Origin of the sequence: Shewanella septentrionalis (genome assembly GCF_025370265.1) — a bacterium.
Lineage (GTDB): Bacteria > Pseudomonadota > Gammaproteobacteria > Enterobacterales > Shewanellaceae > Shewanella > Shewanella hafniensis.
This window is the reverse complement of sequence record NZ_JAMTCC010000033.1, coordinates 1-23,631: the sequence shown is the minus strand read 5'-3', so window position 1 is coordinate 23,631 and position 23,631 is coordinate 1. Positions and strand designations below refer to the sequence as shown.

The window sequence follows — 23,631 nt, the reverse complement described above, 5'->3', positions numbered from 1 at the left end:
ATAGTGGTCGAATTCCTTGGTGAATGAGTGACAAGCTGAGCACTAACCTTTTATATGAGATCAGTGTTTCTCTGGCTCCTTCGATTCTTCAGGGGAGACCTCTGCACTGATCTGGTTTTTTCTATCCTTCAGTTGCTGCATTGCGCTGTTATTGTTCACAGTCAGCGCATTGAAGCGAGTATTGATATCGTCCATTTCGTTGATGTATTCAGGATCGCTTTTTTCTTTATTTTGCCAATAACGTTTACGCTCTAGTTTTTGTAATTCACTGGCGCGCAGAATTTCAAAATAGCTGTTCTCCTGTTTAAGTCGATAGATTTCGCCATCGAGTAATTGCAGCAATTTTTCTTTAGAAATGGTTTGGCGATTCAGTAGCGCTTGCAGGGGATCGACAGGAATGTCCCTTTTATCTGAGTCGACTTCTGTGGTGATCCCCAACTGATATTCGATTTTATGTTGGCTAAATTCCTGCGGGCAAGCGGTTTGGCTAAAGACAATTTTGTCATCTTTACGGCATTTATAAATGGTATTTGCCTGTACTGCACTTGGCAAAATAACACAGATTAGGGTGAGTATCAGTCTTACCATTAGGCCACAAATCCTTTGTACACTTGTATAGCGATTATGATTTAGTTCTTTGATTACAATCGATAAATAGTCAGCTTAATGCTTGCGCCATTAAGTCTATTCAATCAGTGATTTATGCCTCGTCCCATGGGACGTTGGTTTTTGGGGCCATTAAACCTAAGGTATTAAAGTATTAGCTATATATCAGTAAAGGGGCAAATTTACTGTGTTTATTGTAGTGGCCAAGATTTTACTTATCGCTAACATCTGCATCATACTATGGCGTAAGTTAAGGGATAAAACCAGTTTTTTGACGATTCAATTTTTTGGCGCTAAGGTTGATTCTAAACGATAAATTTAATGGTGCGCGGCAGATTCAAAGCATAAAAAAGGGAGCGAGAGCTCCCTTTATTGATTGACGCTAAGTATTAGCGATCGAACCTTAAGTTATCGATAAGCCGTGCTTTACCTATATAGGCGGCGGCTAAAATCACTAAGGCTTGATCCTGATGTTGGGCCTGTTCTAGCGTGTGAGCGTGGCGAATTTCGAGATAATCCGGCGTAAAACCGGCCGCGATTAACTTGGCTTTTGCTAGCTCGGTCACTTGTTCAAAACTTTCACCTTGCTTGATCCCAGTGGCCATGGCATCTATGGCTTGTTTTAGTGCAGGCGCTGCGGCTTTTTCTGCGGCAGTGAGATAACCATTGCGCGAACTCATGGCTAAGCCTGAGTCTTCACGTATGGTATCAATACCGATAATTTCAATCGGTAATGACAAGTCTTCAACCATAGTTTTGATCACTAACAGCTGTTGATAGTCTTTATTACCGAATAGCGCCACATCGGGCTGTACTATGTTAAACAGTTTACAAACGATAGTCGCAACACCACGAAAATGTCCCGGACGGCTCGCACCACAAAGCACGTCGGAAATCCCTGGGACTTCGACATAGGTTTGCTGCTCTAGACCCTTGGGATACATCACGGCTGGCGTTGGGGTGAATAATAGCTCTGCGCCAGCAGCCGTGAGGGCTTCGCTGTCGGCAGCCAGTGTGCGTGGGTAAGCATCTAAATCTTCGTTCTGACCAAATTGCATTGGATTAACGAAAATTGAGACCACCACATGGTCACACTTGCTCGCGGCTTCTTTGACTAAAGTAATGTGTCCCTGATGGAGATTGCCCATGGTGGGCACAAAGGCGACGGTTTCGGCCTTGGCACGCCATGCACGCACTTGGGTGCGAATATCATCAATGTGGGCGCTAGTGATCATTGAGCCTTACCTTGCATAAATCGGTTATTAATTAAAAGTGTGTTCGTCGCCAGGGAATGTTCCTTGGGCAACTTCGTCGATATAGGCGCGCACGGCCGAGCGAATTTCACCGGTTTGTTTTAGGTAGTTTTTCGAGAAACGTGGAATATAACCACTTGAAATACCTAACACATCATGCATGACCAAAATTTGTCCATCGGTTGATGCGCCTGCGCCAATCCCAATAACTGGAATCGTTAAGGCTTGAGTGATCGCCGTTGCGAGTGGCGCAGGAATACATTCCACAACCAATAGTTGAGCACCAGCCGCTTCTAATGCTTTTGCTTCGTCGAGAATGCGCTGGGCATTTTCGGCGTCGCGGCCCTGCACTTTAAAACCACCAAATACATGGACTGACTGAGGTGTTAAGCCTAAGTGAGCACACACGGGAATACCGCGTTCCGTGAGCTTAGTGACAGTTTCAAGTAACCAGTGGCCACCTTCGACTTTGACCATGTTCGCGCCAGCCTGCATCAACTCAGTGGCGTTAACCATAGCTTGTTCTGGTGTGGCGTAACTCATAAAGGGCATATCGGCGATCAGCAGGGCACGTTCGATACCGCGACGGACACAGCGAGTATGGTAAGCGATATCTGCTGTAGAGACGGGCAGGGTATCGTCATGGCCTTGGAGAACCATTCCTAGAGAATCGCCGACGAGCAGCACATCTACACCTTCGCTATCGAACGCGCTGGCAAAACTGGCATCATAGGCTGTCAGTGCCGTGAATTTTCTACCTTCCTGTTTGTATTTCAACAGGGTTGAGCTAGTAATTTTAGACATATGGATGATCTTCAAACCAAATAGAAGTGGTGTTATAAGCTAACTGGGGACGGACTTCAATGATCAATGCCCAGTTGTTGTAACTCGGCCAACATTTTTGTATCGATAAGACTGCCGATTGCAGTGTTGCACGGCAGAATAAGATTCGGTGCGATTGCGGCTAAAGGCACGAGCACAAAGCTGCGCTCTTTCATGCCGTAGTGGGGCACTTGGAGTCTGGGAATGTCAATGTTCTCATTGCCATACAAGAGTAAATCGAGATCTAAGGTTCTGGGTCCCCAACGCTCAAGGCGCACTCGACCTTGGGTGTTTTCGATATGCTGCAATGCATCGAGTAAGGCTAATGGCTCAAGATCAGTATCGAAACTGACCACCGCATTAACATAATCGGGTTGCACGACATCGCCCATAGGCGTCGAATGATAATAAGGAGAAACCAGTAGACTATTGCCTAAGGCTAATGCGGACAATGCCGTGACGGCATTGTCCAATTGCGCCTTGGGATCGTCGAGATTCGCGCCTAATGCGACGTAGACGCGAGGCATTATTCCGCCGCTTTCGCTTTTGGCGTGCCACTTGTTTTAGGTGCGCTCGTCGCAGCTGAACCATCGGCATTCGGCGCGCGAGGACGGCGACGACGTTGAGTGGCATTACGGTTGCGATTGGGCGATTTAGTGCCGCTACGCGCAATGGCTAAGCGTTCCGTTTCATCGGCTTCAACAAACTGTTGCCACCAAGCGGCACTCTTAGCGACATTACCCGCCTCGACTTCGCCCCTGAGCAATAGCAAATCGTATGCGGCTCTAAACTTAGGGTGTTCCATCAGTTTAAAGGCGCGAGTGCCTTGGCTACGGTCAAAGCGTAACTGCAACTGCCAAATGTCTTTTGCTGGCGTACTAAAACGGCGTGGAATGCTAATGGTTTGGCATTGCTGCTCCATCACATCGCCCATAGCGGCAAAGAAGGCATCGTATAATGTCAGGCCACTTTCAACGGCAATATCTTCGGCGCGTTGACGCAGTGGATACCAGAGAAGCGCAGCATAGAAGAATGAAGGCGTCACCGGCTTATCTTCGTTAACTCTTTGATCTGTGCTCTTCATGATGGCTTGCACCATTTTCATGGTCGTGCCTTTAGGATCATCTTTTAGCAGAGCGGCCACTTGCGGAAATAGCGGCGCGAATAGCTTGTATTCTTGCATCAGTTCGAAGTTGGCTAAGGCTTTGCCTGCAAAGAAGAGTTTCAGCACTTCTTCGTACATACGCGCAGCAGGAATATCTTTTAGCAGTGGCGCTAATTGTTTAATCGGCGCCGCAGTGACGGTTTCGATACCCATGTTGAGTTTAGTGGCGAAACGCACCGCCCTTAACATACGCACGGGATCTTCACGGTAACGGGTTTCTGGATCGCCAATTAATCTTAGGGTGCCAGCTTTAAGATCTGTCATACCGCCGCCGTAGCTGCGGATCGAGTAATCGCTGATATCGTAATAGAGGGCATTGACGGTAAAGTCGCGGCGCTCAGCATCTTCGTCGATTTCGCCATAAACGTTATCACGTAGCAAACGCCCTTCGGCATTGGCTTTGGAAACTTTCTCATTGCTTTCGCCATGGTGACCACGAAAGGTCGCCACTTCGATAACATCGCGGCCGAAAACGATATGCGCCAGACGGAAACGACGACCGACGACTCGGCAGTTGCGGAATAGTTTTTTGATTTCTTCCGGCGTCGCATTGGTCACGACGTCGAAATCTTTCGGTTCAATCCCTAAGAGTAAATCGCGTACACCGCCGCCGACTAAATAGGCTTTAAAACCTGATTTATTCAGTCTGTATAATACCTTAAGGGCATTTTCGCTGATTTGTTTGCGCGAGATGGTATGGGCATCTCTCGGCACTAACTCTAAGCTTAACGCACCGGAACTTTGTTCTGGCGTTGTTGGTTCAATCTGAGCTTGAGTCGGAGCGGTCGTTTTAGGCGCGTCTTCAAATAGCTGTTTGCAGAATTGGCTGATACGGCGAAAAATGGGACACCTCGAAATATGATCTGTTATTTGATTAAAAATCTGGCGGCTATCATATACCAAATGCAGCCTAATGAGTATATCAGGGCTCGATCAGTATCTCAGATTGTTGCGGTATAGTGGATAATTGAAACTGATCCACGGCTTGAACGAGCATTTGCGCCACAGAACCTTGGGTCTCAACAGGTTGTTGACCTAAAAATGCCAGCGCCGCATTGAGGCTCGACTGCGGATGAAGCGTATCAATCGCCTGCGCATGATTCTGTTTGGAGAGTTTAAATCCCTGACTTAAACAGGCGAGTGGCAAGTGCAACCATTGCGGTGCAGCCAAGCCAAAGTTCTGATACAAACTCAGTTGACGACAGCTGGCTTCGATTAAGTCACAGCCTCTAACCACTTCAGTGATCCCTTGATAAGCATCGTCGAGCACCACGGCCAATTGATAGGCGTACAGGCCATCGCTGCGTTTGATGATGAAATCCTCGGCGGCAAAATGGCTATCGACGCAAATATGCCCCATGAGGTTATCGTCAAATTGTTGCACTTGCGCGGTATTAACTATCCGCACCGCCCCCGACTTAACCACATTTGCAGCTTGGGTTTGTGGCAAGCGGTGACAGCGGCCATCGTAAACGCCGCCCATGGCTTGAATTTGCTTGCGACTACATTGGCAGAAATAGGCTTTATCTTGGGCGAGCAGCGAATCAATTTGTGCTTGATAGGCCGCAGTGCGCTGGCTCTGATACAGAGGCACATCATCCCACTCAAATCCATAGGCTTCTAAGGTGCGCAAGATATCATCGGCCGCGCCTTTGACTTCCCGCGGAGGATCGATGTCTTCAATACGAATTAACCATTTACCCTGTTGCGAGCGCGCACGCAGATAACTGCCAAGGGCGGCGATAAGCGAGCCAAAGTGCAAGGCACCCGAAGGCGAAGGCGCAAAACGGCCGACATAGGGGCGATGAGTTGAAGTTGGAGAAGATAAAGTCGCCATAGTACTGAGTTAGCAGCTAGTGTCAGTCAAAGTGGGCGTATTTTAGAGGGATACAAGGATAAAAGCGAATCGGGGTAAATTGGAGTGAGCTTGGCTTCAACTCGAAGAGTCAAGGCGTTGTTAGAAACAAATAGGCGGGGAAATCCCCGCCCAGTATGCTTGATTAACCAGCCATTTGTTTCTCTTTGATCTCTGCAAGCGTTTTACAGTCGATACATTGATCGGCTGTTGGACGCGCTTCGAGGCGGCGGATGCCGATTTCGATACCGCAAGAATCACAGAAGCCGAAGTCGTCTTCTTCAATTTTTTGCAGTGTTTTTTCGATTTTTTTGATCAGCTTACGTTCTCTATCGCGAGCACGAAGTTCGAGGCTGAACTCTTCTTCTTGTGCTGCACGGTCAACAGGATCGGGAAAGTTTGCTGCTTCGTCCTGCATGTGGCTAAGAGTACGGTCGACCTCTTCACGCAACTGATTGCGCCAAGCTTCAAGAATTGTCTTGAAGTGACCCAGTTGCTTAGCGTTCATATACTCCTCACCCGGTTTTTCCTGGTAAGGATTTACACCTGCGATAGCGAGTACGCCAAGTTTTTTGGTGCCTTCAGGCATAACGCATCTCCTGTAATCATTTGCGTTTGTAGGGCGTCCTTAAGAACGGCCGCTATCTATAGCAGAATCTTCACATCGAGGCAAACTTTTCATTCTGCTTTGATTGAATTTTTTGACTATGTTCGCTAATTCAAATGAAATCAAATTTAACTCAGCCTTAACATCATACTCGGACAACACAGGCTTGGGCTAGGTGAATCTCAGTCGGGGACATTTCACAGCGATAGGCAAGGACTTCCACTCCAGCTAACACTGCTTTTTTCAGTAACTTAGCATATTCAGGGTCGATATGTGCTGCGGGAGCAACACTGAATATGTCACTGTGCTGCACCACAAACAGCAATACGGCTCTGTGGCCTTGACTGACCATGTGCATCAATTCACGTAAATGTTTTTGACCTCGAAGACTCACCGCATCAGGAAAATAACCTTGGCCATCCTCGAGCAAAGTACAACTTTTGACTTCTATATAACAGGCGGGTTTTTGAGCACCCTGTAGCAGGATGTCGATGCGGCTATTTTCATCACCATATTTAACTTCACGGCTTAGGCTGTCATAACCTGTGAGCTCCTTGATGATACCTTTATTGATGGCTTCTTCGGCTAAGGTGTTCGCTTGACCCGAGTGGATTCCGATTAGGCCAGCATCTGGCGTGGTCATCAGTTCCCATGTATGGGCATACTTACGTTTAGGGTTATCAGAGGTAGAAAACCATACGGTTTCACCGGGATACAGGCAATTACGCATAGAACCCGTATTGGGGCAATGCAGAGTGATCTCACTGCCGTCGCTTAACTGCACATCGGCCAGAAAACGTTTATAGCGGCGCAGTAAAATGCCCTGTTGTAGTGGCGGAGTAAATTCCATCGGTAGACCTATATCGGCTGTTCTAGGCCGCAAAGCCTAGCAAATTTCGCAAATGTTTACAGATTTTACCTGAGTAACTTCAGCCAATCGCTTTGCGTCATCGCCTGCTAGCAGTAAACTGCCGCCATAAAGTTTGTTCTGATTGCTGATTGATTGTTCTAAAACGAATCGAAAAATAAGGATCCCTAATGAGTGAACTAAAAGTAACTGAATTAATGAAAGTGCAATTAACCAAAGAAGCGCCGGCCGCCCACTGGGGCAAAGCTGATGTGACTTATACTGCCGACGGTGCGCAAATTCATTTAGCGGGTGGCGATGAGCTGCGTCAAATTCAAATGGCGGCCCGTAAACTGCGCAGTCAAGGCATTAGCTGTGTGGTATTAGCCGGGCAGCTTTGGGATCTCAATAGCCAGTGGGTGTTTGCCCAAGGTTTCGCGACGGCAAAACCTGGTTATCAAGTCCACTGGTGTGGTGATGAAGCTGTACAAGCTGAATTGCAACGTCGACTCGATGTGGCAACCTTTGCCCGTCAACTGATCAACGATACGCCTGAAAACCTGTCGCCGGTGAAGCTTGCCCAACAAGCGGCGAAATGGTTGGCTGAAATCGGTGGCAACAAGGTGAGTTATCGGATTATCGAAGGTGAAGCGCTGCTCGAAGAACTGTGGATTGGTATCCATGCAGTCGGCCGCGGTAGTGAGCGTCCACCGGCAATGTTAGAGTTAGACTTCAACCCATTAGCCGCCGATGCACCCGTGTCTGTGGCGCTTGTGGGTAAAGGGATTACCTTTGATTCTGGCGGTTACAGCATCAAAGCCTCTGAAGGCATGTTAGGCATGAAATGCGACATGGGCGGCGCGGCGACTGTGACTGCAGCGCTTGGTTTAGCAATTAAATCTGGCCTAAACAAACGGGTTAAACTCTTCTTATGTTGCGCTGAAAACTTGATCAGCGGCCGTGCTTATAAGTTAGGTGATATTCTGACCTACAAAAATGGTGTAACAGTTGAAGTGGTGAACACAGATGCGGAAGGGCGCTTAGTGTTGGCAGATGGTCTGCAAGCCGCTTCTGCGACAGGCGCTCCTTTTATTATCGATGCAGCGACCCTTACAGGCGCCGCTGTGATGGCAGTGGGTTCTAACTACAACGCGATTTTCTCGCCACAGACTGATGTGTTGCAACTGGCCCAGCAAAAAGCCACGAGTGTTGCCGAGCGTGTATGGCCGTTGCCGCTGGATCCTTGGCACAAAGAAATGTGTCCATCAGCCTATGCTGACACAGCCAACAGCCGCGCAATGAAAGGCGGTGGTGCAGGTGGTGCTTCTAATGCGGCTGGTTTCCTATGGCGCTTTGTTTCACCAGAAGCTAAATGGTTGCACGTTGATTTAGCGGGCGCTTTTGAAGATTCAGCTTCTGCCATGTGGGGCGCGGGTGCAACGACCCATGGCGTATTGACTATTAGTGAATTGATTAAAGGCTAAACCTAGCTCTACACTTAGCTCTAAGACTTAAGTCAGATAAGTTAGCTAAGATCCATTAAGGTTCTGCAGACTGGATTAAAACCGCCTACGGGCGGTTTTTTATTGGGTGAAATACTAGGCCGATAGTTTACTTGGCGTTTCAGCGGCTTCATGGCATGTTATGGCTGAGCGTTTTTAATCGGGAAACATGATGATAACTATACGAAAAGCAACGAAAGCAGATGCTCAGGCCTGCTGGGATATCCGCAATGCGGCCATCAATAAAGGCTGCGCCGGATTTTATGATGCGGGCGATCTGATTATTTGGACCGAAGGTGAACTGACCGAGCAATTTAGTCGTATCGTCGATGCACATTTTTATGTGGCAGAACAATCCAATGACGAGCCGCCGCTTAAGATAGTGGTCGGTATGGTAATGTTGGATGAACCCTACGCACAGTTAGAAGCGCTGTTTGTCTCCCCCGATACTATGGGGCTTGGGGTCGGTAAAGTGCTACTGCAATTTATTGAAACCATGGCTTTTAATCAAGGTATTGCCCAGCTGAGGTTGGAATCGACTTTGAATGCGGTGGATTTCTATCGCCACTGCGGTTTTGGTGGTGAAGGTTTAGAAGAGGAATCCATCTACTGCTCGCCCAGAGGCATAGCCTTAGAGTGCATGGTGATGTACAAGAATCTCGTGCGTAGAAAACCAGTTCAAAATGCAGACTGACTCAAGCACAGGTATGGAGTTAACTGTTTATTAAGAGGTTGCTGGCGAACCGAAGGGAATAAATGGATGTGGAATTAATTCTTCATAAGAGGTTGCTGACATACTCAAGGGAATCAACAGATCAAGATGGGGGAATTAACTCCCAAGAGTATGCCAACTATCGTTCTTTCGCCTGAAATCCCGATGTCGACAAGATTAGCGCTAATGGCTTAAATCAAACTTAATCTATTGCAAAAAAAGACTTTATTTCCTTAGCCTTTAGTCAAACCCGCCCTCAATCCGCTAGGGTTTAGTTCGCTTCTGGAGTATTGAGTTGCTGGCGTTTTTCCATCAAATCTTTAATCAAAGGCGTGAGGATAAGCTCCATGGCCAGTGACATTTTACCGCCGGGAACCACTAAGGTGTTAACCCTTGACATAAATGATCCTTGGATCATATTGAGGTAATAGGGAAAATCGACATTATTGATACCGCGAAAACGGATTACCACAAAGCTCTCGTCTAAGCTCGGAATATCTTTGGCGCTAAAGGGGTTAGAGGTATCGACCGTTGGCACCCGCTGAAAGTTAATGTGAGTGCGGGAGAACTGCGGCGTCATGTGCTTAATATAGTCATCCATACTGCGCACAATCGAGCCCATGACTTTTTCACGGCTGTGGCCGCGCTCCGATGTGTCACGGATAATTTTTTGGATCCATTCTAAGTTGACTATGGGCACCATGCCGATCAATAGATCGACATGCTGGGCGACATTGGCATCACCGGTAACCACGCCGCCATGCAGGCCTTCGTAGTAAAGCATGTCGGTATTTTCTGGCAAGGGTCGCCATTGGGTAAAAGTGCCGGGCATCTGGTTAAAAGGCACGGCCTCATCGAAGGTGTGTAAATAGCTGCGGGTTTCACCTTGGCCTGTGGCGCTGTAATCGCGAAAGCATTGTTCCAAGCGGGCAAAGTTATTGGCCTCTGGGCCAAAATAGCTGAGGTTGCGGTTTTCAGCTTGGGATTTGCGGATCATCACTTCCATTTCAGCGCGGGTAAAATGATGAAAGCTGTCGCCTTCGACAAAGGCGGCGTTAATCCCTAGTTGGCGAAAAATATGGCTAAAGGCGGTGGTAGTCGTGGTGGTTCCCGCGCCTGATGAGCCTGTAACTGCAATAATGGGATGTTTTGCTGACATTTTTTCTACCTAGCTAGGAACCAAAAGAGCCGCTTATGGGGAAGCGATAAAAACGCGAGTACTATTTATACGGTACAGAGGTAGGACTGGTCAATCTTGCTGCTGTGCTATTTGATCCGCCGAGCGTATCGCGAAGGACTCATCGTCTTCACTGTACTCTAATTTCAGCTTACCTTGTTTAAGTGCTTGTTGACATTGGACTATCGCCTGCGCCAGTTCCTGCTCATCAAGACTGGCAAAGCTGCCATCCTCCACTTGACCGAAGAGATATTCGCGGATCAAATTGGCGAGCGTTTCCTGCGGGAGTTGTAACAGGGTTTCATAGGGAATGAGCATCGGTGCTTCCTTGGGGAATATTGTCGCCGTTGATGGGGTCTACGCTAAGTGGGTCAACACTTTGATCGCCGAGTAAAAAGTGTAAAATCCGTCGCTCAAGATAGAAGCGCGGTTTCCAAGGTGTACCGCCTTCGATAAAGCCAACATGACCGCCATAGGGATGCAGTTCGTATTCTACATAACCCGATAATTGGTTTTGCTGGGGGATCACTTCATCGGTCATAAAGGGATCGTCCTTAGCATGTATGATAAGCGTCGGTTTAGTAATGCGGCTGACAAAGGGTAAACCACTGGCACGCGTATAGTAATCGTCGACGCCGTCAAAGCCGTGCAATGGCGCTGTGACTTTATCGTCAAAATCATAGAAGGTATTTAAACGGTCGACCTGCAACTGGCTCAGCGGCATAGAGATGGCTAAGTCAGGATCGTTTAATTTATGGCTGATTTTTTGCTGTAACTGTTTGATTAAATAGCTTTGATATACTTTCGAAAAACCATTTTCTAAACGTTTTGCGCAGGCGGACAATTGCAGCGGCGCCGAGACAACCACTGCGCGGGCTAATAAACTGTCATCCTGATATTCGCCCTGATACTTAGTCAGCACATTGCCGCCTAAGCTGTAACCTACGGCGAATAATGGCGATTGCGGATACGCGCTTTTCAGTGTCGATAGACTAAACTGTAAATCGTCCGTGTCACCACTGTGATAACTGCGCGCGAGGCGATTGGCCTCACCCGAACAACTTCTGTGATGGTGCACCACGGCTGCGAGTTGCTGTTCTTTGCAGGCTTGCAGTATCCGTCTTGCATAATGGGACTGAGCACTTCCTTCTAAGCCGTGGATGATCACCACTATCGGTTTGCCTGACTGCGGAACATCCTGCCAATCTAAATCGATGAAATCGCCATCGGGTAACTCTAAGCGCTGCCGCTGTAATGCTGGTTTGGCCACTTTAGTGAATACGGGTAAAATCGTTTGTACATGGGGGCTCTTGGCCCACCAAGGTGGCATAAAAGAATTTGGCATGGATGTTTATCTTGGTATCGGCTATTGCTGAAAATTAAAACGTGTGTTTAATTTATACCCAAGCGACCTCAAAATGCTGAAATTCTTATTCTGAAGTCGCTTAGATATAAACGCGTGGGCAGTGTAGCACAATTGTTTTTTATGCTGATATTTAGGCCGACATTTAGATTGATATTTAGGAGATAGAGATGAAGCGACGAACCTTTTTGATGGGCGCGTTTGCCGGTACGGCGGCGTTAGCCTTAGGGGTCAATCTTTATTCTCCTGAGTTTAGTTTGCCCGAGGACAGCGAAGGCAAAGATTATCGCTTATTGTTTAGCGTGCTTTTACCTGTGATGCTCGACGGTGCTTTGCCCGATGTGGCAACCCACAAGCTTGCGGCGCAAAATCGCACTTTAGATGCCATCAAACAGTCAATTTCTGTGCTACCCGAGGAGCAGCAAACCGAGTTATTTGAACTGCTCGATATGCTCGAAAATCGCCTCGGCTTACTGGTACTCACCTCGAGCATGACGCCGCTATTGATGCGCTCTCCCGCCGAGTTAACTGATATGTTAGAAACCTGGCGCCACAGTTATTTTGCGCTGTTACAAACGGCTTATCTCGGATTGCGGGAATTAGTGATGGCCAGTTACTACGCTTGCCCTGAACACTGGAGCCGCCTGCATTATGCCAAACCTGAACTGTTCAAATAGCTCGCCCGTTTGTAACCGAATAAAACGTCCAATAATAAGCATCTTACCCGCGACAGTGGAGCACTCAAGTTGGCAGTCATAGATCCCATAGTGAATGGTTTAAACTCAGGTTGGTTACATACCGACGCGAGCCAATTGCAAGAAAACCAACAGTTTGAAGCCGATGTTATTATTGTCGGCACAGGTGCTGGCGGCGGTGTGGCGGCCGAAATCCTCACCCAAGCAGGGCTAAGCGTGATCATGATTGAGGCGGGGCCGCTAAAATCCTCCAGCGATTTTAATATGGAAGAGCGGGTCGCTTATCCCAACTTGTATCAACAAGCCGCGGCGATGAAAACCGCCGACAAGGCGATTGGGATTTTTCAAGGCCGCGCAGTCGGTGGCTCAACCACAGTTAACTGGACCACTTCTATTCGCACGCCGACCGAAGCGTTAGCTTTTTGGGCGCAACATAAGTCGGTTGCAGGGCTTAATCGCGAGAGCTTAGACCCTTGGTTTGAGCAAATGGAGCAGCGGCTTAATATCCATGAATGGAACTATGAGCCTAATCGCAATAATGCCGCCCTGAAGCAAGGTTGTATCAATCTTGGTTGGGAATACACAGTCATTAAACGCAATGTGGCGGGTTGTTGGAATACCGGCTATTGCGGCATGGGCTGTCCGGTCAATGCGAAGCAATCTATGTTAGTCACCACGATTCCCTCGGCACTTGAGAAAGGCGCACAGCTGATCAGTCGCGCTAAAGTGACTAAGATTGAGCACCATAATGGCCAAGTGTTTGCGTTAAAGGCGCAGGCGTTGGATGTGAATTTACGACCCACTGACGTTGAGCTGTTATTTAAGGCTAAACATTATATTTTGAGTGCGGGCGCTCTCCATACGCCGACGATTTTGATGCGCTCGCAGGTGCCCGATCCCCACAAACTTTTGGGTAAACGCACTTTTTTACATCCGACTTTGTTATCCGGCGGCGTGTTTGCCGATTCGATCAATGGCCATAGCGGCGCGCCGCAATCTATCTATTCCGATGAGTTTGTGTGGAAGAATGACGCCGATGGTGAGCTCGGTTATAAACTCGAAGTGCCACCGGTGCATCCGATTTTAATCGCCTCTAAAACCTTAGGTTATGGCGCGAGTCATGCCGAGTTAATGGCGCAGTTCAATCAGTTGCAAGTGACTATTGCCTTGATCCGCGATGGTTATCATCCCGACAGTCAGGGCGGTGAAGTGCACTTAACCCCTAAGGGATTTACCCTAGATTATCCGCTGACCGATGCCTTTTGGCGGGCCGCGAGACGCGCTTTTGCCAGTATGGCGGAGTTACAATTCTCGGCGGGCGCCTTAAAAGTGTTGCCGATCAGCGATGGCATGCCTTACTTATCTTCGTGGAAGGACGCCAAAGAGAGCATTGCGCAGATGTCACTCGCGCCACTGCGTACTATCGTCGCATCGGCCCATGTGATGGGCGGTTGTCCCTTCGGCGAAGATGAAAAGCTTTCTATGGTCAACAGCTATGGTCAGTCGCACTATTTAGAAAATCTGTCTGTAATGGATGGGTCTATCTTCCCGACCAGCCTTGGCGCTAACCCGCAGCTGTCGATTTATGGCATCACAGCACGTAATGCCACTGCACTCGCGCAAAAGCTCACCGACGGTAAAGGGTGATGTTACCTAAGCCGATAATTCTGATGTAGAAGGCTCAGCTGCAGAAACGTATGCTGCAGCATATGTTGCCTAAGACAATGCTCGCCGTGGCTTAGGGCTGAATGGTGCTAATGGGTAAATGTCCTGTTTTCACTAAGATAATGGTTTCCTCTTCGACAAAAGGAAAATGACCGCTCATGTGCGGACTGCGTATCCAAGTGTGGCGCGGATATTCCCCTTGATCATCTTGAAACTTGCCCGATAACACCAATATTTCTTCGCCGCCAAAATGCCGATGGGGTTGAAAGGTTTCACCTTTAGGCCATTTCACTAACGCGGTATGTTCATGCTCGAATTCATGTAGCGGCATCACTTGCAAGCCGCCTATGCCTTGTAACCAAGGAGTCTGCTGAGTATTAATCTTGACCACATCAAGATCTCGCGGATTGAATTGATTGAGTTTGACTAAAATAACGCAGCCTTCTTGGCTAAACGGCGCGTGTTGGCTCCCTGGCGGATGGCGAAGATAACTGCCCGCGGGGTAATCGCCGTTTTCATCGGAAAATACCCCCTCGAGCACAAAGATTTCCTCGCCCAGCGGATGCGGGTGGGTCGCAAACTGCGAGCACGCGTCATATTTCACTATGCTGCTAGTGTGTCCTGACTCTTTAGCCTCCCGTTCGAGTGGTTTGCGCCAAACGCCTTGAGCAGGACTTGGCAACCATGGTTGCTGCTGTGTATCAATAACGACACGTTCGCTAAAGTTCATATTGAGCATAGTGTTAGACATTATTTAACCTTAACTTAGAATTATGATTGTTTACTGTGTTCGTTGCGTCTTACTGCGCTAACAGTGTGCTAATTGAGTAAGCACACCGTTACGCACTAGCATACTCGCTTTGTCTGCAATATTAGTTGCGTCCAGCCATCACGCCGCCATCAACATCCCAAATCGCGCCAGTCACCCAGCTGGTGTCATCGGATAAAAGAAAACAAATGCTGTTCGCCACATCGGCTGGCATGCCGACTCGACCAATCGGGTGAAAAGCGTTGAAGCTTTCAATCACTTGGTCTAGCTCTGCCTCAGGGATAAAAGCGTTATAGATGGGCGTATTCACCACGGCGGGTGAAACCGCGTTGACGCGAATATGCTTGTCCGCCAGTTCCATCGCTAAGTGCTGGGTTAATGCGTGTAATCCGGCTTTGGCCATGGAATAGGCCGATGAAGGTGTGGCTTTAACCGCTTGTTTTGCCCACATAGAACCTATGTTCACTATACTACCACCGCCCGCATCGATCATCTTGTGGGTTACGGCTTGGGTGATCCTGAACAGGGCTTTATTTAACGCCATGTAGAGATCGTAATCAGCCTCTGAATGATCGATAAAGGATTTGGGATTGAAATAGCCCGCTGCATTGACGAGGTAGCCAACCTTTTGCTTAAGCTGGGTGATGTGCGCAACCAACCGATTAACATCCGCAGCTTGGTAAAGGTTGGCTTGAAAACCGTCGACGCGTAACTCGGCTGCTGGATGGGCATGTTTGATTGCAGCAACGGCTGCGGTGAGTTTATCTTGCTGATTGCCGACGATGAGCACTGATACGCCTTGTTCGGTCAGTTGTTTGGCCGTTTCGAAACCTATGCCGCTGCTACCACCGACAATAATGGCGAGATTTGAGGTATTAAATTGCATTTTCTACTCCTAAGTATTATCAAGGTGGTAATCTTAAGAACTCAATAACTGTTTGAACAGTAAGTACAAATAGGTAAGGCAGGTACTTTTTGGTACATCTTTATGAATAACAATGAAAAATTTATTTCACGCAAATCGCCCCCTGAGCGTTCAGCGCGTATGGTCGAGACGATTTATGGCTGTAAGTGGTCATTAACGGTTTATCAGCTGTTGGCCAGTGGGGTACAAAGACCGGGGGAAATGGTGCGCTGCGTTGAGGGGCTCTCCACTAAGGTATTGAATCAATGTTTAAAAAAGAACATAGAATTTGGCATCTTAGATAAGGTCATTTATAACGAGCTGCCGCCGCGTGTCGAGTATCAAGTGACTGAGTTTGGCCAAAAATTTCTGCATATTTTGGATGAGCTGGAAAAGTTACAGCAAGAAATCGATGCTTAATTAACGTTCTTTTGTAGCGGTTCAATGTCGATAAGGTAAATCGCAGCGGTTTATTTTATCGAGATGAAGCGCTACTCAAGGGAGCGTGCGGGTAGTCGGAAATGGGAGTGTGTATGCCTAAAAATACATTACGGGAAGGTGGCTGCTTGTGCGGGGCGATTCGTTATCAGATTGAAGGTGAACCCTTCGATGCGGATTATTGCCACTGCCGTTCGTGCCAAAAAAGCACGGGCTCTGCATTTGGGGCTTGGATGGACTTCAAGATAACGCAAGTTATTTGGCTTAAAGGTCGGGTGACTGAGTTCGCATCGTCCGAGCTTATTCGCCGTGGATTTTGTGATAAATGCGGTACATCATTAACTTACCGACATCTTCAATATCCCGATTACTCGACCTTGAGCATAGCGAGTCTGGACGACGCTAACCAAGTTCAGCCCAAGTACCATATTTACACTGAGAGCCAGCTGAACTGGTTGGTGATTGAGGATAACTGTCAACGCTATCCACAAGGCCGCAGCTTTTAGCGGCTCAGATGGTCATAGTGTTAATTTGATTGAGCTCGATCTAACTTAGCTGTGCTCGATTTAACGTGATTTGTTTGGATTAGATCAGGGCGCGATGAGGCCGATTTCGTTGGCGTCCATGTCACTGAGTCCAAACAGGCTTAAGTAGCTCACGAGATTTGTTGCTTGGCCGCTTGGGCTGAGTTCATTGAGTTTATTCAAGATGGTTCGCTGCGCTTTACGTTCCATCATTAGCTCAACGGCGAGCATCTGCTGATACTCTTGCTCATTTAGGCTGGACTTAGCGAGTTTACGTAATTTGCGGTAGGGCATTAGAAATCTTTCATCCCATTCACCCACAGCGCTCATCAGCGATTGCCATTGGTCTGTGCTGTATTGCTGCGGCCCAGACACATCCATAGTGATATCTAAATATTGCGCCAGTAGCAGTAGATTGACGTTCACCTGACAGCTATTTTGCAATTCGAGACAGAGCGCTTTGTTTTGCGCATAGCTCATATCACACCATTGCCAGAGTTGACTGTCGAACTGGGTTAAAACCGCCATACTATTTCCTTGTATTGCCGCTGCTACTGACTTTTATTTAAAAGAACGCTGGAGTTATTGTTGCTCCATGACCTCAAGTTCCATTGCATCTATCTCTTCTTGCAACTCGAGCCATTGCATTTCACTGTCTTCTAAGGTTTGCGTCAAGCTCGTTCGCTCGGTTAGTACTGAGGTTAGCTTGGCTTTGTTATCTTGATCATACAATTCGCTATCGGCCAGCAAGTGTTCTAGCTCGGCGAGGCGTTCGCTCAGCTTTTGCTGTTCGGTTTCTAACTTAGTTTGTTTGCGCTTGAGCGGCGATACCTTTTGGCGGATCTCGGCCTCGAGGCGTTTTTGCTGCTTTTTATCGGCGGCAGGTTTGATCTCATCGCTGGTGCTGCTTTGATTCGAGTTGGCTTTCGCCGCATCGAGCAACCATTGGTGATAATCGTCTAAGTCGCCATCAAAAGCGCGCACTTCACCTTGATCCACCAAATAGTAATCACTACAGGTTAAACGCAGTAAATGCCTATCATGCGAGACGACAACCATAGCACCTTCAAAGGTTTGCAATGCCATTGTCAGGGCGTGGCGCATCTCTAAGTCTAAATGGTTGGTGGGTTCATCGAGCAGCAATAGGTTAGGGCGTTGCCAAACTAATAGCGCTAACACTAAACGGGCTTTCTCGCCGCCAGAAAAGGGCCGCACAGGTGAGAGCGCCATATCGCCATTAAAACCAAAACCGCCTAAGAAGTTACGCAACTCTTGTTCGCGGGCATTGGGCGCCAGACGCACTAAATGCTGCATCGGCGTATCGTCGAGGCGCAAAAATTCGATTTGATGCTGGGCAAAGTAACCGATATTGACGCCAGGATTAGGTTCATACAAACCTGTCATTGGCGATAACTGACCCGATAACAGCTTGATTAATGTCGATTTACCTGCGCCGTTACGGCCGAGCAAACCAATGCGCGCACCCGGCACTAAGTTTAAATGCACCTTGCTCAGGATTGGCTTATCGCTATAGCCGATCGCAACTTGCTCCATCTTAATCAGTGGATTGGGCAGGGCTTCTGGAGCACGAAACTCCATATAAAATGGGCTATCGGCTTGAGACGGCAACAACTCAGTCATGCGCTCTAGTGCCTTTAAGCGGCTCTGCGCTTGTTTGGCTTTACTGGCTTTGTAACGGAAACGGTCAACGAAGGACTGCATGTGTGCACGTTCTTTTTGTTGGCGTTCGAAGGCAACCTGTTGTTGCGACATACGTTCGGCACGAATGCGCTCAAAGGCACTGTAATTGCCTTTGTAGAAATTGAGTTTTTGATTTTCAACGTGGACGATTTCATCAACGATTTCATCGATAAAGTCCCTATCATGGCTGATTAAAATCAGCGTGCCTTGATAGGACTTAATCCAACCTTCGAGCCAGTACATGGTATCTAAGTCTAAGTGGTTGGTGGGTTCGTCGAGGAGCAATAAGTCAGAGCGGCACAGTAGCGCTTGGGCTAAGTTGAGGCGCATACGCCAACCGCCCGAAAAGCTTTTGACTGGATTGCTTTGATCGGCTTCACTAAAGCCCAGACCCGCTAACAATGAACCCGCGCGCGAATGAATCGCATAACCACCGATAGCGTCGATTTTGCCGTGTAACAGTGCGATGGCATTGCCGTCGTTATCTTCTTGGGCCTTGTGTAATAGGGCTTCTAATTGACGATATTCGCTATCGCCATCGATCACATATTCCAGTGCCGAGACGTCGAGCGCAGGGGTTTCTTGGGCCACAGTGGCAATTTGCCAGCCAGAAGGCAGACTAAATTCACCTTTATCTAGGCTTAAGTGACCTAAAATTAATGCGAGCAGTGAGGATTTGCCTGTGCCGTTAGCACCGACTAAACCGACCTTATGGCCGGGATAAATCGTCAGAGAGGTCTCATCTAGCAGGGTTTTGCTGCCACGGATTAATTGCGCTTGGTTGATGCTGATCATTGACTACAACTTGGTTAGAACGTGAATTCGTCAGGGCACAGATAATAGCGTACAACCTAGTTTCAAACCACAGCCTGACCCGATAACTCGGACAATTATTCGACTTTTCAGGATGATCTTTAGCGAATCGCATCACATCGACCTAAGGCCTCATACTTTCAGGTAACGCTGGTATTCAATCATCAGTGTGGCAAAATAGCGCCAATTTCTTCGGCCGAGTCCCTTGGCCCTGCTATCTGGTCCTTTATCTATTATGACAAACACTAAAATCAAAAAGCGTTTCGTAGCCGGTGCTAAGTGCCCAAAATGCAGCGCTAAAGACAGCATTTTACTCTACAAGGAAAACGGCATCGAAACCGTTGAATGTACAGAGTGCGATTACCGTGAACAGCAAACCGATGAAAAGGTGACAGAAAAAGCCACCGGCGCTGTGATCGGCGTGTTTAAACCGGACTAGGTTGAAGCTTCAATTCATCAAAGTTAGTTTCGAAAAAGATTCACAATATGTGCAGTGTCGATTGGCAATATTGCTCCAGCGACACGCAGCCTATTGTTTTTAAAATAAGCTTCCCTGAGGGCTCGACGGTGGCATTCATGCCACCTACGGTCACTTCTGTAATAATGCCAATCCTAACTAACCCTCTCGCTGCCAGTTCTGCTAAAAAGCTATTATCCCAAAGCTGGCTAGCATTCATTTAGTGAATTGAAAACTGACGAATGAATTGCCCTACAAAATCTCACCTATTTACCCAATGTTTGGCCCTACCGTAAAGCGACTAACAATGTATGGGTATACAGTCGTATTTAAATTTAGATGCTTTTGAGTGTTTTTACACTCATTAGTTTGCGCGTTTATCTCGCCTAAAATTTATAAAACCCTTAAAAATCATCCGCATAAACTTTCCCAAAATTAGTTAATAGGTTTGGAAAACGCGCATGCGCGTTTTTCCGGATGGTGTATTAGATAAAAAGCTGATAAGTTCTTTGCAATACAAACAGTTAATGATGCGCGTTTTTACTGGTCTAATGAGGTAAACGCGCATGCGCACTAATAAAATGTTATAAGTACACTGTAAACTTTAATTACACTAAACAGAGAGAAGCAATGACAACCTTAGTTATTCATCACCCTGAAGAAGAAGTCGCTGCAAACCAGAAAAAATCATTTTCAATTTGTTGTTCAACTGGTATTGGACAGGGGTTTGCAATATCCAAGGCTAAAGTAGCAATCTTAAAACTGGGTGATAAGGTTGTTATTTTGTGCAATACAAAAGGGTTTGAACGTCGCGCTGAAGGTGTACTTGATAAACTAATCCATTCTGGGGCTACAGGCTCGGGTTTAAAAAGGTATGACGTCTATATTAAAAATATTTCACAAGTTGGGTACCATCGCAGTGACTTTGGCAAGTTAACTCATAACGGGATAGCCGTATTTTAGAAAAAAACATTCACTTTATAAGCACTTATAACAAGCCAAAGCAATTGGACGCGCATTCTGCGCGCCATTGTTTGGGGCGTTAGTTGCTTGGGAAGTTTGATGCTCTTAATAAGAGTTCTATGTGTTGTAGTTTCACTTAGTCTTAGTGGATTTGCCGGAGCAAAGGAGTTGAAATTGGAACAAGAGAAATATGTACCGCCGACTATGCCGGACTATCCAGCTTCGTATGAGGAGATAATGCTCACGTTAGCACCGTACTACCACGCGAAGCGACCAATGGACTATTTCTTTGAGCTTTATGTACTCTCTGTTCTTGGGTATCTTCCTGAAGAATCAGTTGCCCTGGTAGAATTCTCTGAGAAGCATCCAAGTTTCTTTTCATCTACGAACGGCGATTGGAAGGCATACGTCGTCAATGAACTCCATCTTTCTGAAACTATTGAAATTGCTATATGGGATCTTTGGATTCGTAATTCTAGAAACGCTAAAGATAACGGCTGGAATTATCACCCGTGGCATTTCGCTAAAAATTTCTTAGAAAACTATAGTGCAAAAGGAAGTAGAGTAGATGTGTGGGAGGCTGGGGCCTTGGAGTCAGCAAAGCAACGAATCCAAGTCTTCCGCAGTGGAGGCAACTAACAATCAGCGGCAGAGCGACAGCCAACGCTGGGCGTTAGCTGCTACATTGATAGATTTGAGAAATTTATGACGATCAGACAAGATTTTACGAGTTATCAGCTTTCAATTGGTAAGAGTTTGAAGGTTGAAGAGAACAGAATAAGAGAACTTATTGGTAAGGAGCATTGGCTAACAGACGGAGAACATAAGGAGCAATTGTTGAGAGAGGCGATTGCAAATGTATTACCCGAGACATTTAGAGTTGGCACTGGGTTTATTTGTTACCCAGCAGACGAAACGAGCTCAGGACAAATTGATATTTTGATTACACCTAAGTCCTCTCCGACATTATATAAAAAAGGAGAGTTACACTTTGTCACTGCAAGCAGTGTAACTGCGATTATTGAAGTGAAGACAAAGCTATCTAGAGGGAAGAAGCTTCGAGATGTAATTGAGAAACTGAGTCGCCAGATTCGAGATATCCGCTCTACTAATCAGAATTGCTGGGCTGGTCTTTTCATATACAATAAAGGGCGTTTGACAGACCAAGATGTGCTAACTGAACTCCAATCTATTACTGGTAGTGATCCTCTTGGCTGTATTAACTGTGTCGCTATTGGAGAGGACATTTTTATTCGTTATTGGGAAAACGGACATCGTCAAAGTGGTTTGCAACAACAAGCGATTTGGCATTCTTATACTTTAAAAGGTCTATCTCATCCGTACCTAATTAGTAATGTTATTGAACACTGCACTGGTCAAATTGATGAACAACAGGCTCAAACACTGTACCCGTTGCGTGGTGAATATGGTAAAGAAGCTTTAAGGTCTCGTTATGCATTTTTAGGGCAGGAAACTGTCGAACAATTTGAAGAGCGCAGCTAACAAATAAGGATAGGCCGCGCGTAGCCGCGACCTATCCCAAGTGTTGAACAAGCCCGATGCTGGTTGTTGACACTTTATTATGCAAATAGCGGATTGAGAATTTGAGGGTGCTAAGGTCGTACTTTGAAAGAAACTTTTTGCAGACATGACCCGCCCTTAGCGAACGAGCTAATATTTTTATCACTTTTTTATCAAGCCTTTATCGAGTCCTCATTTTGTTTGGTTAACCCGTTATCCTTATACTTCTCGCCTTAAGCGGTGATATTAGCCCCTGTCGGTCGATGACGCATATGAACGCCCATAAAATGCATAGCTTGATGGCAACAAGGGCAATAGCGCACGGCTAAGGCACGTTTGACCTCTGGTAATACGGGGAAAGTGGCTCCTGCGACAGCTAGCATCAGTTGGATTTGTTGCCGTAGCGTTTTGGCGTTGCCTCGCAGTAAGCCATAGTCTCGTACTCGCCGTAATCCTTTGGGTAACACATGTTGTAATATCAACCACAGAAATTCGACGGCGGGCAAGCTGCGTACTTGTTGGCAGCGAGTCTGACTGTCTTGATAGGTAAAACTCACCTGATTATCAACATGATGACAAATACTGCTGTCGGGTAAAACGCCCCGATAAAGGTAGCGCGACAGATATTGCAGTGCATGTTCGCCTTTACCGACGAACTGACAATCGACCACCCATTTTGAGGGAGATTGATGTGGCAGTTTAAGCTGAAGCGTGTCACTCAGATAAGCCTGTAAACGTGCTCGCCACACCTTGGCAAGATTAAAGGCGTTAAATAAGTAATGGGTTTTACACTTACGCCATTGCCGCTTGCCAGAGTGGTAGCTCCCTGCAGGGATAATGAAGTGCAGATGTGGATGGTATTCTCTGCGTCGACTGTGAGTATGCAGTACGCCGGTGAAGCCGATGTCACCACTGAGCTTAGGGGAGCGTGCTGCAAAGTCTTTGAGTACACTCGCTGCCACGGTAAACATGGCGTGATAGAACGGCTCGGGTTGCGACTTCGCTATGGCTCTTAATTCAAACGGCAAGGTAAAGGTCACCATAAAATAATTCACCGGTAATAACTTAGCTTGTTGTTTACTCAACCAGTCACATGTGGTGCCGTGTTGGCACTGTGGGCAACTGCGATGACCGCAAGAGAGCGGAAACTCAAGCTGTTGCTCGCAGGTTTGACAACCCCAGCAGCTCACTCTCGCCGTGTTACAGCGACAGCTGAGCATGGCATGGATAGCAGCATGCATTTCTGGGGTGATTTGATGGGCATAACGCCGC

The 23,631-nt window shown here is 47.2% G+C and carries 26 protein-coding genes; 10 read left to right on the top strand and 16 right to left on the bottom strand.

All coding sequences use genetic code 11. The features are described from left to right. Positions 1 to 60 precede the first annotated feature (60 nt). The 8 genes from NE536_RS17245 to sfsA form a co-directional block, all read right to left on the bottom strand. Positions 61 to 588 carry a DUF4124 domain-containing protein gene (locus NE536_RS17245; RefSeq protein WP_261273446.1) on the bottom strand — a complete coding sequence of 176 codons (528 nt, stop codon included), beginning with the start codon at positions 586 to 588 and terminating at the stop codon, positions 61 to 63. Between the two features lie 407 nt (positions 589 to 995). Then, positions 996 to 1,841, bottom strand: a complete 846-nt coding sequence (panC, locus tag NE536_RS17240) for a pantoate--beta-alanine ligase (RefSeq protein WP_261273445.1) — start codon at positions 1,839 to 1,841, stop codon at positions 996 to 998. Between the two features lie 27 nt (positions 1,842 to 1,868). After that, a complete protein-coding gene (gene panB / locus NE536_RS17235) occupies positions 1,869 to 2,663 on the bottom strand; it encodes a 3-methyl-2-oxobutanoate hydroxymethyltransferase (protein ID WP_106649539.1) in 795 nt (264 codons plus the stop codon). Between the two features lie 56 nt (positions 2,664 to 2,719). Further along, positions 2,720 to 3,208 carry a 2-amino-4-hydroxy-6-hydroxymethyldihydropteridine diphosphokinase gene (folK, locus tag NE536_RS17230; RefSeq protein ID WP_115335433.1) on the bottom strand — a complete coding sequence of 163 codons (489 nt, stop codon included), beginning with the start codon at positions 3,206 to 3,208 and terminating at the stop codon, positions 2,720 to 2,722. Next, positions 3,208 to 4,749 carry a polynucleotide adenylyltransferase PcnB gene (locus NE536_RS17225; protein ID WP_012586871.1) on the bottom strand — a complete coding sequence of 514 codons (1,542 nt, stop codon included), beginning with the start codon at positions 4,747 to 4,749 and terminating at the stop codon, positions 3,208 to 3,210. The genes folK and NE536_RS17225 overlap by 1 nt, the downstream gene beginning before the upstream one ends. Before the next feature lie 19 nt (positions 4,750 to 4,768). Next, complete coding sequence (gene gluQRS, locus NE536_RS17220; RefSeq protein WP_261273444.1) at positions 4,769 to 5,683, bottom strand: tRNA glutamyl-Q(34) synthetase GluQRS; 915 nt, start codon at positions 5,681 to 5,683, stop codon at positions 4,769 to 4,771. A 163-nt stretch (positions 5,684 to 5,846) separates the two neighbouring features. Next, entirely contained in the window at positions 5,847 to 6,290 is a 444-nt protein-coding gene (dksA, locus tag NE536_RS17215) for an RNA polymerase-binding protein DksA (protein WP_006082967.1), read from the bottom strand. A 163-nt stretch (positions 6,291 to 6,453) separates the two neighbouring features. Next, on the bottom strand, positions 6,454 to 7,158 hold the full coding sequence (gene sfsA / locus NE536_RS17210; protein WP_006085987.1) for a DNA/RNA nuclease SfsA: 705 nt from the start codon (positions 7,156 to 7,158) through the stop codon (positions 6,454 to 6,456). A 188-nt stretch (positions 7,159 to 7,346) separates the two neighbouring features. Between sfsA and pepB the strand changes: the two genes are divergently transcribed. Further along, positions 7,347 to 8,639, top strand: coding sequence for an aminopeptidase PepB (gene pepB / locus NE536_RS17205; protein ID WP_261273443.1), 1,293 nt, complete (start codon positions 7,347 to 7,349; stop codon positions 8,637 to 8,639). A 190-nt stretch (positions 8,640 to 8,829) separates the two neighbouring features. After that, positions 8,830 to 9,351 (top strand): GNAT family N-acetyltransferase, encoded by a 522-nt coding sequence (locus NE536_RS17200; protein WP_261273442.1) that lies wholly within the window; start codon positions 8,830 to 8,832, stop codon positions 9,349 to 9,351. A 289-nt stretch (positions 9,352 to 9,640) separates the two neighbouring features. On the opposite strand, the gene NE536_RS17195 is transcribed toward NE536_RS17200, so the two are convergent. From NE536_RS17195 to NE536_RS17185, 3 genes are all read right to left on the bottom strand, one after another. After that, complete coding sequence (locus NE536_RS17195; protein WP_006082963.1) at positions 9,641 to 10,528, bottom strand: phosphoribulokinase; 888 nt, start codon at positions 10,526 to 10,528, stop codon at positions 9,641 to 9,643. A gap of 90 nt (positions 10,529 to 10,618) precedes the next feature. Next, positions 10,619 to 10,864, bottom strand: a complete 246-nt coding sequence (locus NE536_RS17190) for a YheU family protein (RefSeq protein WP_012196716.1) — start codon at positions 10,862 to 10,864, stop codon at positions 10,619 to 10,621. Further along, the gene (locus NE536_RS17185) at positions 10,848 to 11,891 is read right to left on the bottom strand and encodes a hydrolase (RefSeq protein WP_261273441.1); all 1,044 of its coding nucleotides are present in this window, start codon (positions 11,889 to 11,891) and stop codon (positions 10,848 to 10,850) included. Before NE536_RS17185 ends, NE536_RS17190 begins: the two co-directional genes overlap by 17 nt. A 188-nt stretch (positions 11,892 to 12,079) precedes the next feature. Between NE536_RS17185 and NE536_RS17180 the strand changes: the two genes are divergently transcribed. Both NE536_RS17180 and NE536_RS17175 read left to right on the top strand, forming a co-directional pair. Then, positions 12,080 to 12,586 (top strand): hypothetical protein, encoded by a 507-nt coding sequence (locus tag NE536_RS17180; RefSeq protein WP_012088345.1) that lies wholly within the window; start codon positions 12,080 to 12,082, stop codon positions 12,584 to 12,586. A gap of 69 nt (positions 12,587 to 12,655) precedes the next feature. Next, the gene (locus NE536_RS17175) at positions 12,656 to 14,251 is read left to right on the top strand and encodes a GMC family oxidoreductase (RefSeq protein WP_006085980.1); all 1,596 of its coding nucleotides are present in this window, start codon (positions 12,656 to 12,658) and stop codon (positions 14,249 to 14,251) included. A gap of 91 nt (positions 14,252 to 14,342) precedes the next feature. Here the strand turns inward: NE536_RS17175 and NE536_RS17170 are convergent, their stop codons facing one another. Further along, positions 14,343 to 15,008, bottom strand: coding sequence for a cupin domain-containing protein (locus NE536_RS17170; protein WP_261273464.1), 666 nt, complete (start codon positions 15,006 to 15,008; stop codon positions 14,343 to 14,345). Positions 15,009 to 15,141: 133 nt separating this feature from the next. Further along, positions 15,142 to 15,924, bottom strand: a complete 783-nt coding sequence (locus tag NE536_RS17165; protein WP_261273440.1) for an SDR family NAD(P)-dependent oxidoreductase — start codon at positions 15,922 to 15,924, stop codon at positions 15,142 to 15,144. A 102-nt stretch (positions 15,925 to 16,026) separates the two neighbouring features. Between NE536_RS17165 and NE536_RS17160 the strand changes: the two genes are divergently transcribed. Both NE536_RS17160 and NE536_RS17155 read left to right on the top strand, forming a co-directional pair. Continuing rightward, a complete protein-coding gene (locus NE536_RS17160; protein WP_261273439.1) occupies positions 16,027 to 16,362 on the top strand; it encodes a winged helix-turn-helix transcriptional regulator in 336 nt (111 codons plus the stop codon). Between the two features lie 113 nt (positions 16,363 to 16,475). Then, positions 16,476 to 16,886, top strand: coding sequence for a GFA family protein (locus tag NE536_RS17155; RefSeq protein ID WP_261273438.1), 411 nt, complete (start codon positions 16,476 to 16,478; stop codon positions 16,884 to 16,886). 84 nt (positions 16,887 to 16,970) lie between these two features. Here NE536_RS17155 and NE536_RS17150 read toward each other — a convergent pair whose 3' ends face one another. Both NE536_RS17150 and NE536_RS17145 read right to left on the bottom strand, forming a co-directional pair. Further along, positions 16,971 to 17,432, bottom strand: coding sequence for a TIGR02444 family protein (locus tag NE536_RS17150; protein WP_261273437.1), 462 nt, complete (start codon positions 17,430 to 17,432; stop codon positions 16,971 to 16,973). A gap of 54 nt (positions 17,433 to 17,486) precedes the next feature. Beyond that, positions 17,487 to 19,400, bottom strand: coding sequence for an ABC transporter ATP-binding protein (locus NE536_RS17145; protein ID WP_261273436.1), 1,914 nt, complete (start codon positions 19,398 to 19,400; stop codon positions 17,487 to 17,489). Between the two features lie 253 nt (positions 19,401 to 19,653). On the opposite strand from NE536_RS17145, the gene NE536_RS17140 reads away from it, so the two are divergent. From NE536_RS17140 to NE536_RS17125, 4 genes are all read left to right on the top strand, one after another. After that, positions 19,654 to 19,857, top strand: a complete 204-nt coding sequence (locus NE536_RS17140; protein WP_012088350.1) for a YheV family putative zinc ribbon protein — start codon at positions 19,654 to 19,656, stop codon at positions 19,855 to 19,857. A gap of 648 nt (positions 19,858 to 20,505) precedes the next feature. Further along, positions 20,506 to 20,838: a hypothetical protein gene (locus tag NE536_RS17135; RefSeq protein WP_261273435.1), complete on the top strand. Its 333-nt coding sequence runs from the start codon at positions 20,506 to 20,508 to the stop codon at positions 20,836 to 20,838. 174 nt (positions 20,839 to 21,012) lie between these two features. Then, entirely contained in the window at positions 21,013 to 21,477 is a 465-nt protein-coding gene (locus NE536_RS17130) for a hypothetical protein (protein ID WP_261273434.1), read from the top strand. A gap of 66 nt (positions 21,478 to 21,543) precedes the next feature. Continuing rightward, on the top strand, positions 21,544 to 22,341 hold the full coding sequence (locus NE536_RS17125; protein ID WP_261273433.1) for a DUF6602 domain-containing protein: 798 nt from the start codon (positions 21,544 to 21,546) through the stop codon (positions 22,339 to 22,341). A gap of 251 nt (positions 22,342 to 22,592) precedes the next feature. Here the strand turns inward: NE536_RS17125 and NE536_RS17120 are convergent. Beyond that, a partial coding sequence (locus NE536_RS17120; RefSeq protein ID WP_425347537.1) for an IS91 family transposase occupies positions 22,593 to 23,631 on the bottom strand: 1,039 nt, incomplete at its 5' end.

What these genes read in the sequence shown, in the direction of transcription:
- NE536_RS17185 (WP_261273441.1), bottom strand. Translation starts at nt 11,891, where the DNA reads ATGCCAAATTCTTTTATGCCACCTTGGTGGGCCAAGAGCCCCCATGTA.
- NE536_RS17190 (WP_012196716.1), bottom strand. Translation starts at nt 10,864, where the DNA reads ATGCTCATTCCCTATGAAACCCTGTTACAACTCCCGCAGGAAACGCTC.
- NE536_RS17145 (WP_261273436.1), bottom strand. Translation starts at nt 19,400, where the DNA reads ATGATCAGCATCAACCAAGCGCAATTAATCCGTGGCAGCAAAACCCTG.
- NE536_RS17170 (WP_261273464.1), bottom strand. Translation starts at nt 15,008, where the DNA reads ATGCTCAATATGAACTTTAGCGAACGTGTCGTTATTGATACACAGCAG.
- NE536_RS17135 (WP_261273435.1), top strand. Translation starts at nt 20,506, where the DNA reads ATGACAACCTTAGTTATTCATCACCCTGAAGAAGAAGTCGCTGCAAAC.
- NE536_RS17195 (WP_006082963.1), bottom strand. Translation starts at nt 10,528, where the DNA reads ATGTCAGCAAAACATCCCATTATTGCAGTTACAGGCTCATCAGGCGCG.
- NE536_RS17245 (WP_261273446.1), bottom strand. Translation starts at nt 588, where the DNA reads ATGGTAAGACTGATACTCACCCTAATCTGTGTTATTTTGCCAAGTGCA.
- NE536_RS17125 (WP_261273433.1), top strand. Translation starts at nt 21,544, where the DNA reads ATGACGATCAGACAAGATTTTACGAGTTATCAGCTTTCAATTGGTAAG.
- NE536_RS17155 (WP_261273438.1), top strand. Translation starts at nt 16,476, where the DNA reads ATGCCTAAAAATACATTACGGGAAGGTGGCTGCTTGTGCGGGGCGATT.
- NE536_RS17180 (WP_012088345.1), top strand. Translation starts at nt 12,080, where the DNA reads ATGAAGCGACGAACCTTTTTGATGGGCGCGTTTGCCGGTACGGCGGCG.
- dksA (WP_006082967.1), bottom strand. Translation starts at nt 6,290, where the DNA reads ATGCCTGAAGGCACCAAAAAACTTGGCGTACTCGCTATCGCAGGTGTA.
- NE536_RS17160 (WP_261273439.1), top strand. Translation starts at nt 16,027, where the DNA reads ATGAATAACAATGAAAAATTTATTTCACGCAAATCGCCCCCTGAGCGT.
- NE536_RS17200 (WP_261273442.1), top strand. Translation starts at nt 8,830, where the DNA reads ATGATAACTATACGAAAAGCAACGAAAGCAGATGCTCAGGCCTGCTGG.
- gluQRS (WP_261273444.1), bottom strand. Translation starts at nt 5,683, where the DNA reads ATGGCGACTTTATCTTCTCCAACTTCAACTCATCGCCCCTATGTCGGC.
- NE536_RS17150 (WP_261273437.1), bottom strand. Translation starts at nt 17,432, where the DNA reads ATGGCGGTTTTAACCCAGTTCGACAGTCAACTCTGGCAATGGTGTGAT.
- folK (WP_115335433.1), bottom strand. Translation starts at nt 3,208, where the DNA reads ATGCCTCGCGTCTACGTCGCATTAGGCGCGAATCTCGACGATCCCAAG.
- pepB (WP_261273443.1), top strand. Translation starts at nt 7,347, where the DNA reads ATGAGTGAACTAAAAGTAACTGAATTAATGAAAGTGCAATTAACCAAA.
- NE536_RS17140 (WP_012088350.1), top strand. Translation starts at nt 19,654, where the DNA reads ATGACAAACACTAAAATCAAAAAGCGTTTCGTAGCCGGTGCTAAGTGC.
- sfsA (WP_006085987.1), bottom strand. Translation starts at nt 7,158, where the DNA reads ATGGAATTTACTCCGCCACTACAACAGGGCATTTTACTGCGCCGCTAT.
- panC (WP_261273445.1), bottom strand. Translation starts at nt 1,841, where the DNA reads ATGATCACTAGCGCCCACATTGATGATATTCGCACCCAAGTGCGTGCA.
- NE536_RS17165 (WP_261273440.1), bottom strand. Translation starts at nt 15,924, where the DNA reads ATGCAATTTAATACCTCAAATCTCGCCATTATTGTCGGTGGTAGCAGC.
- panB (WP_106649539.1), bottom strand. Translation starts at nt 2,663, where the DNA reads ATGTCTAAAATTACTAGCTCAACCCTGTTGAAATACAAACAGGAAGGT.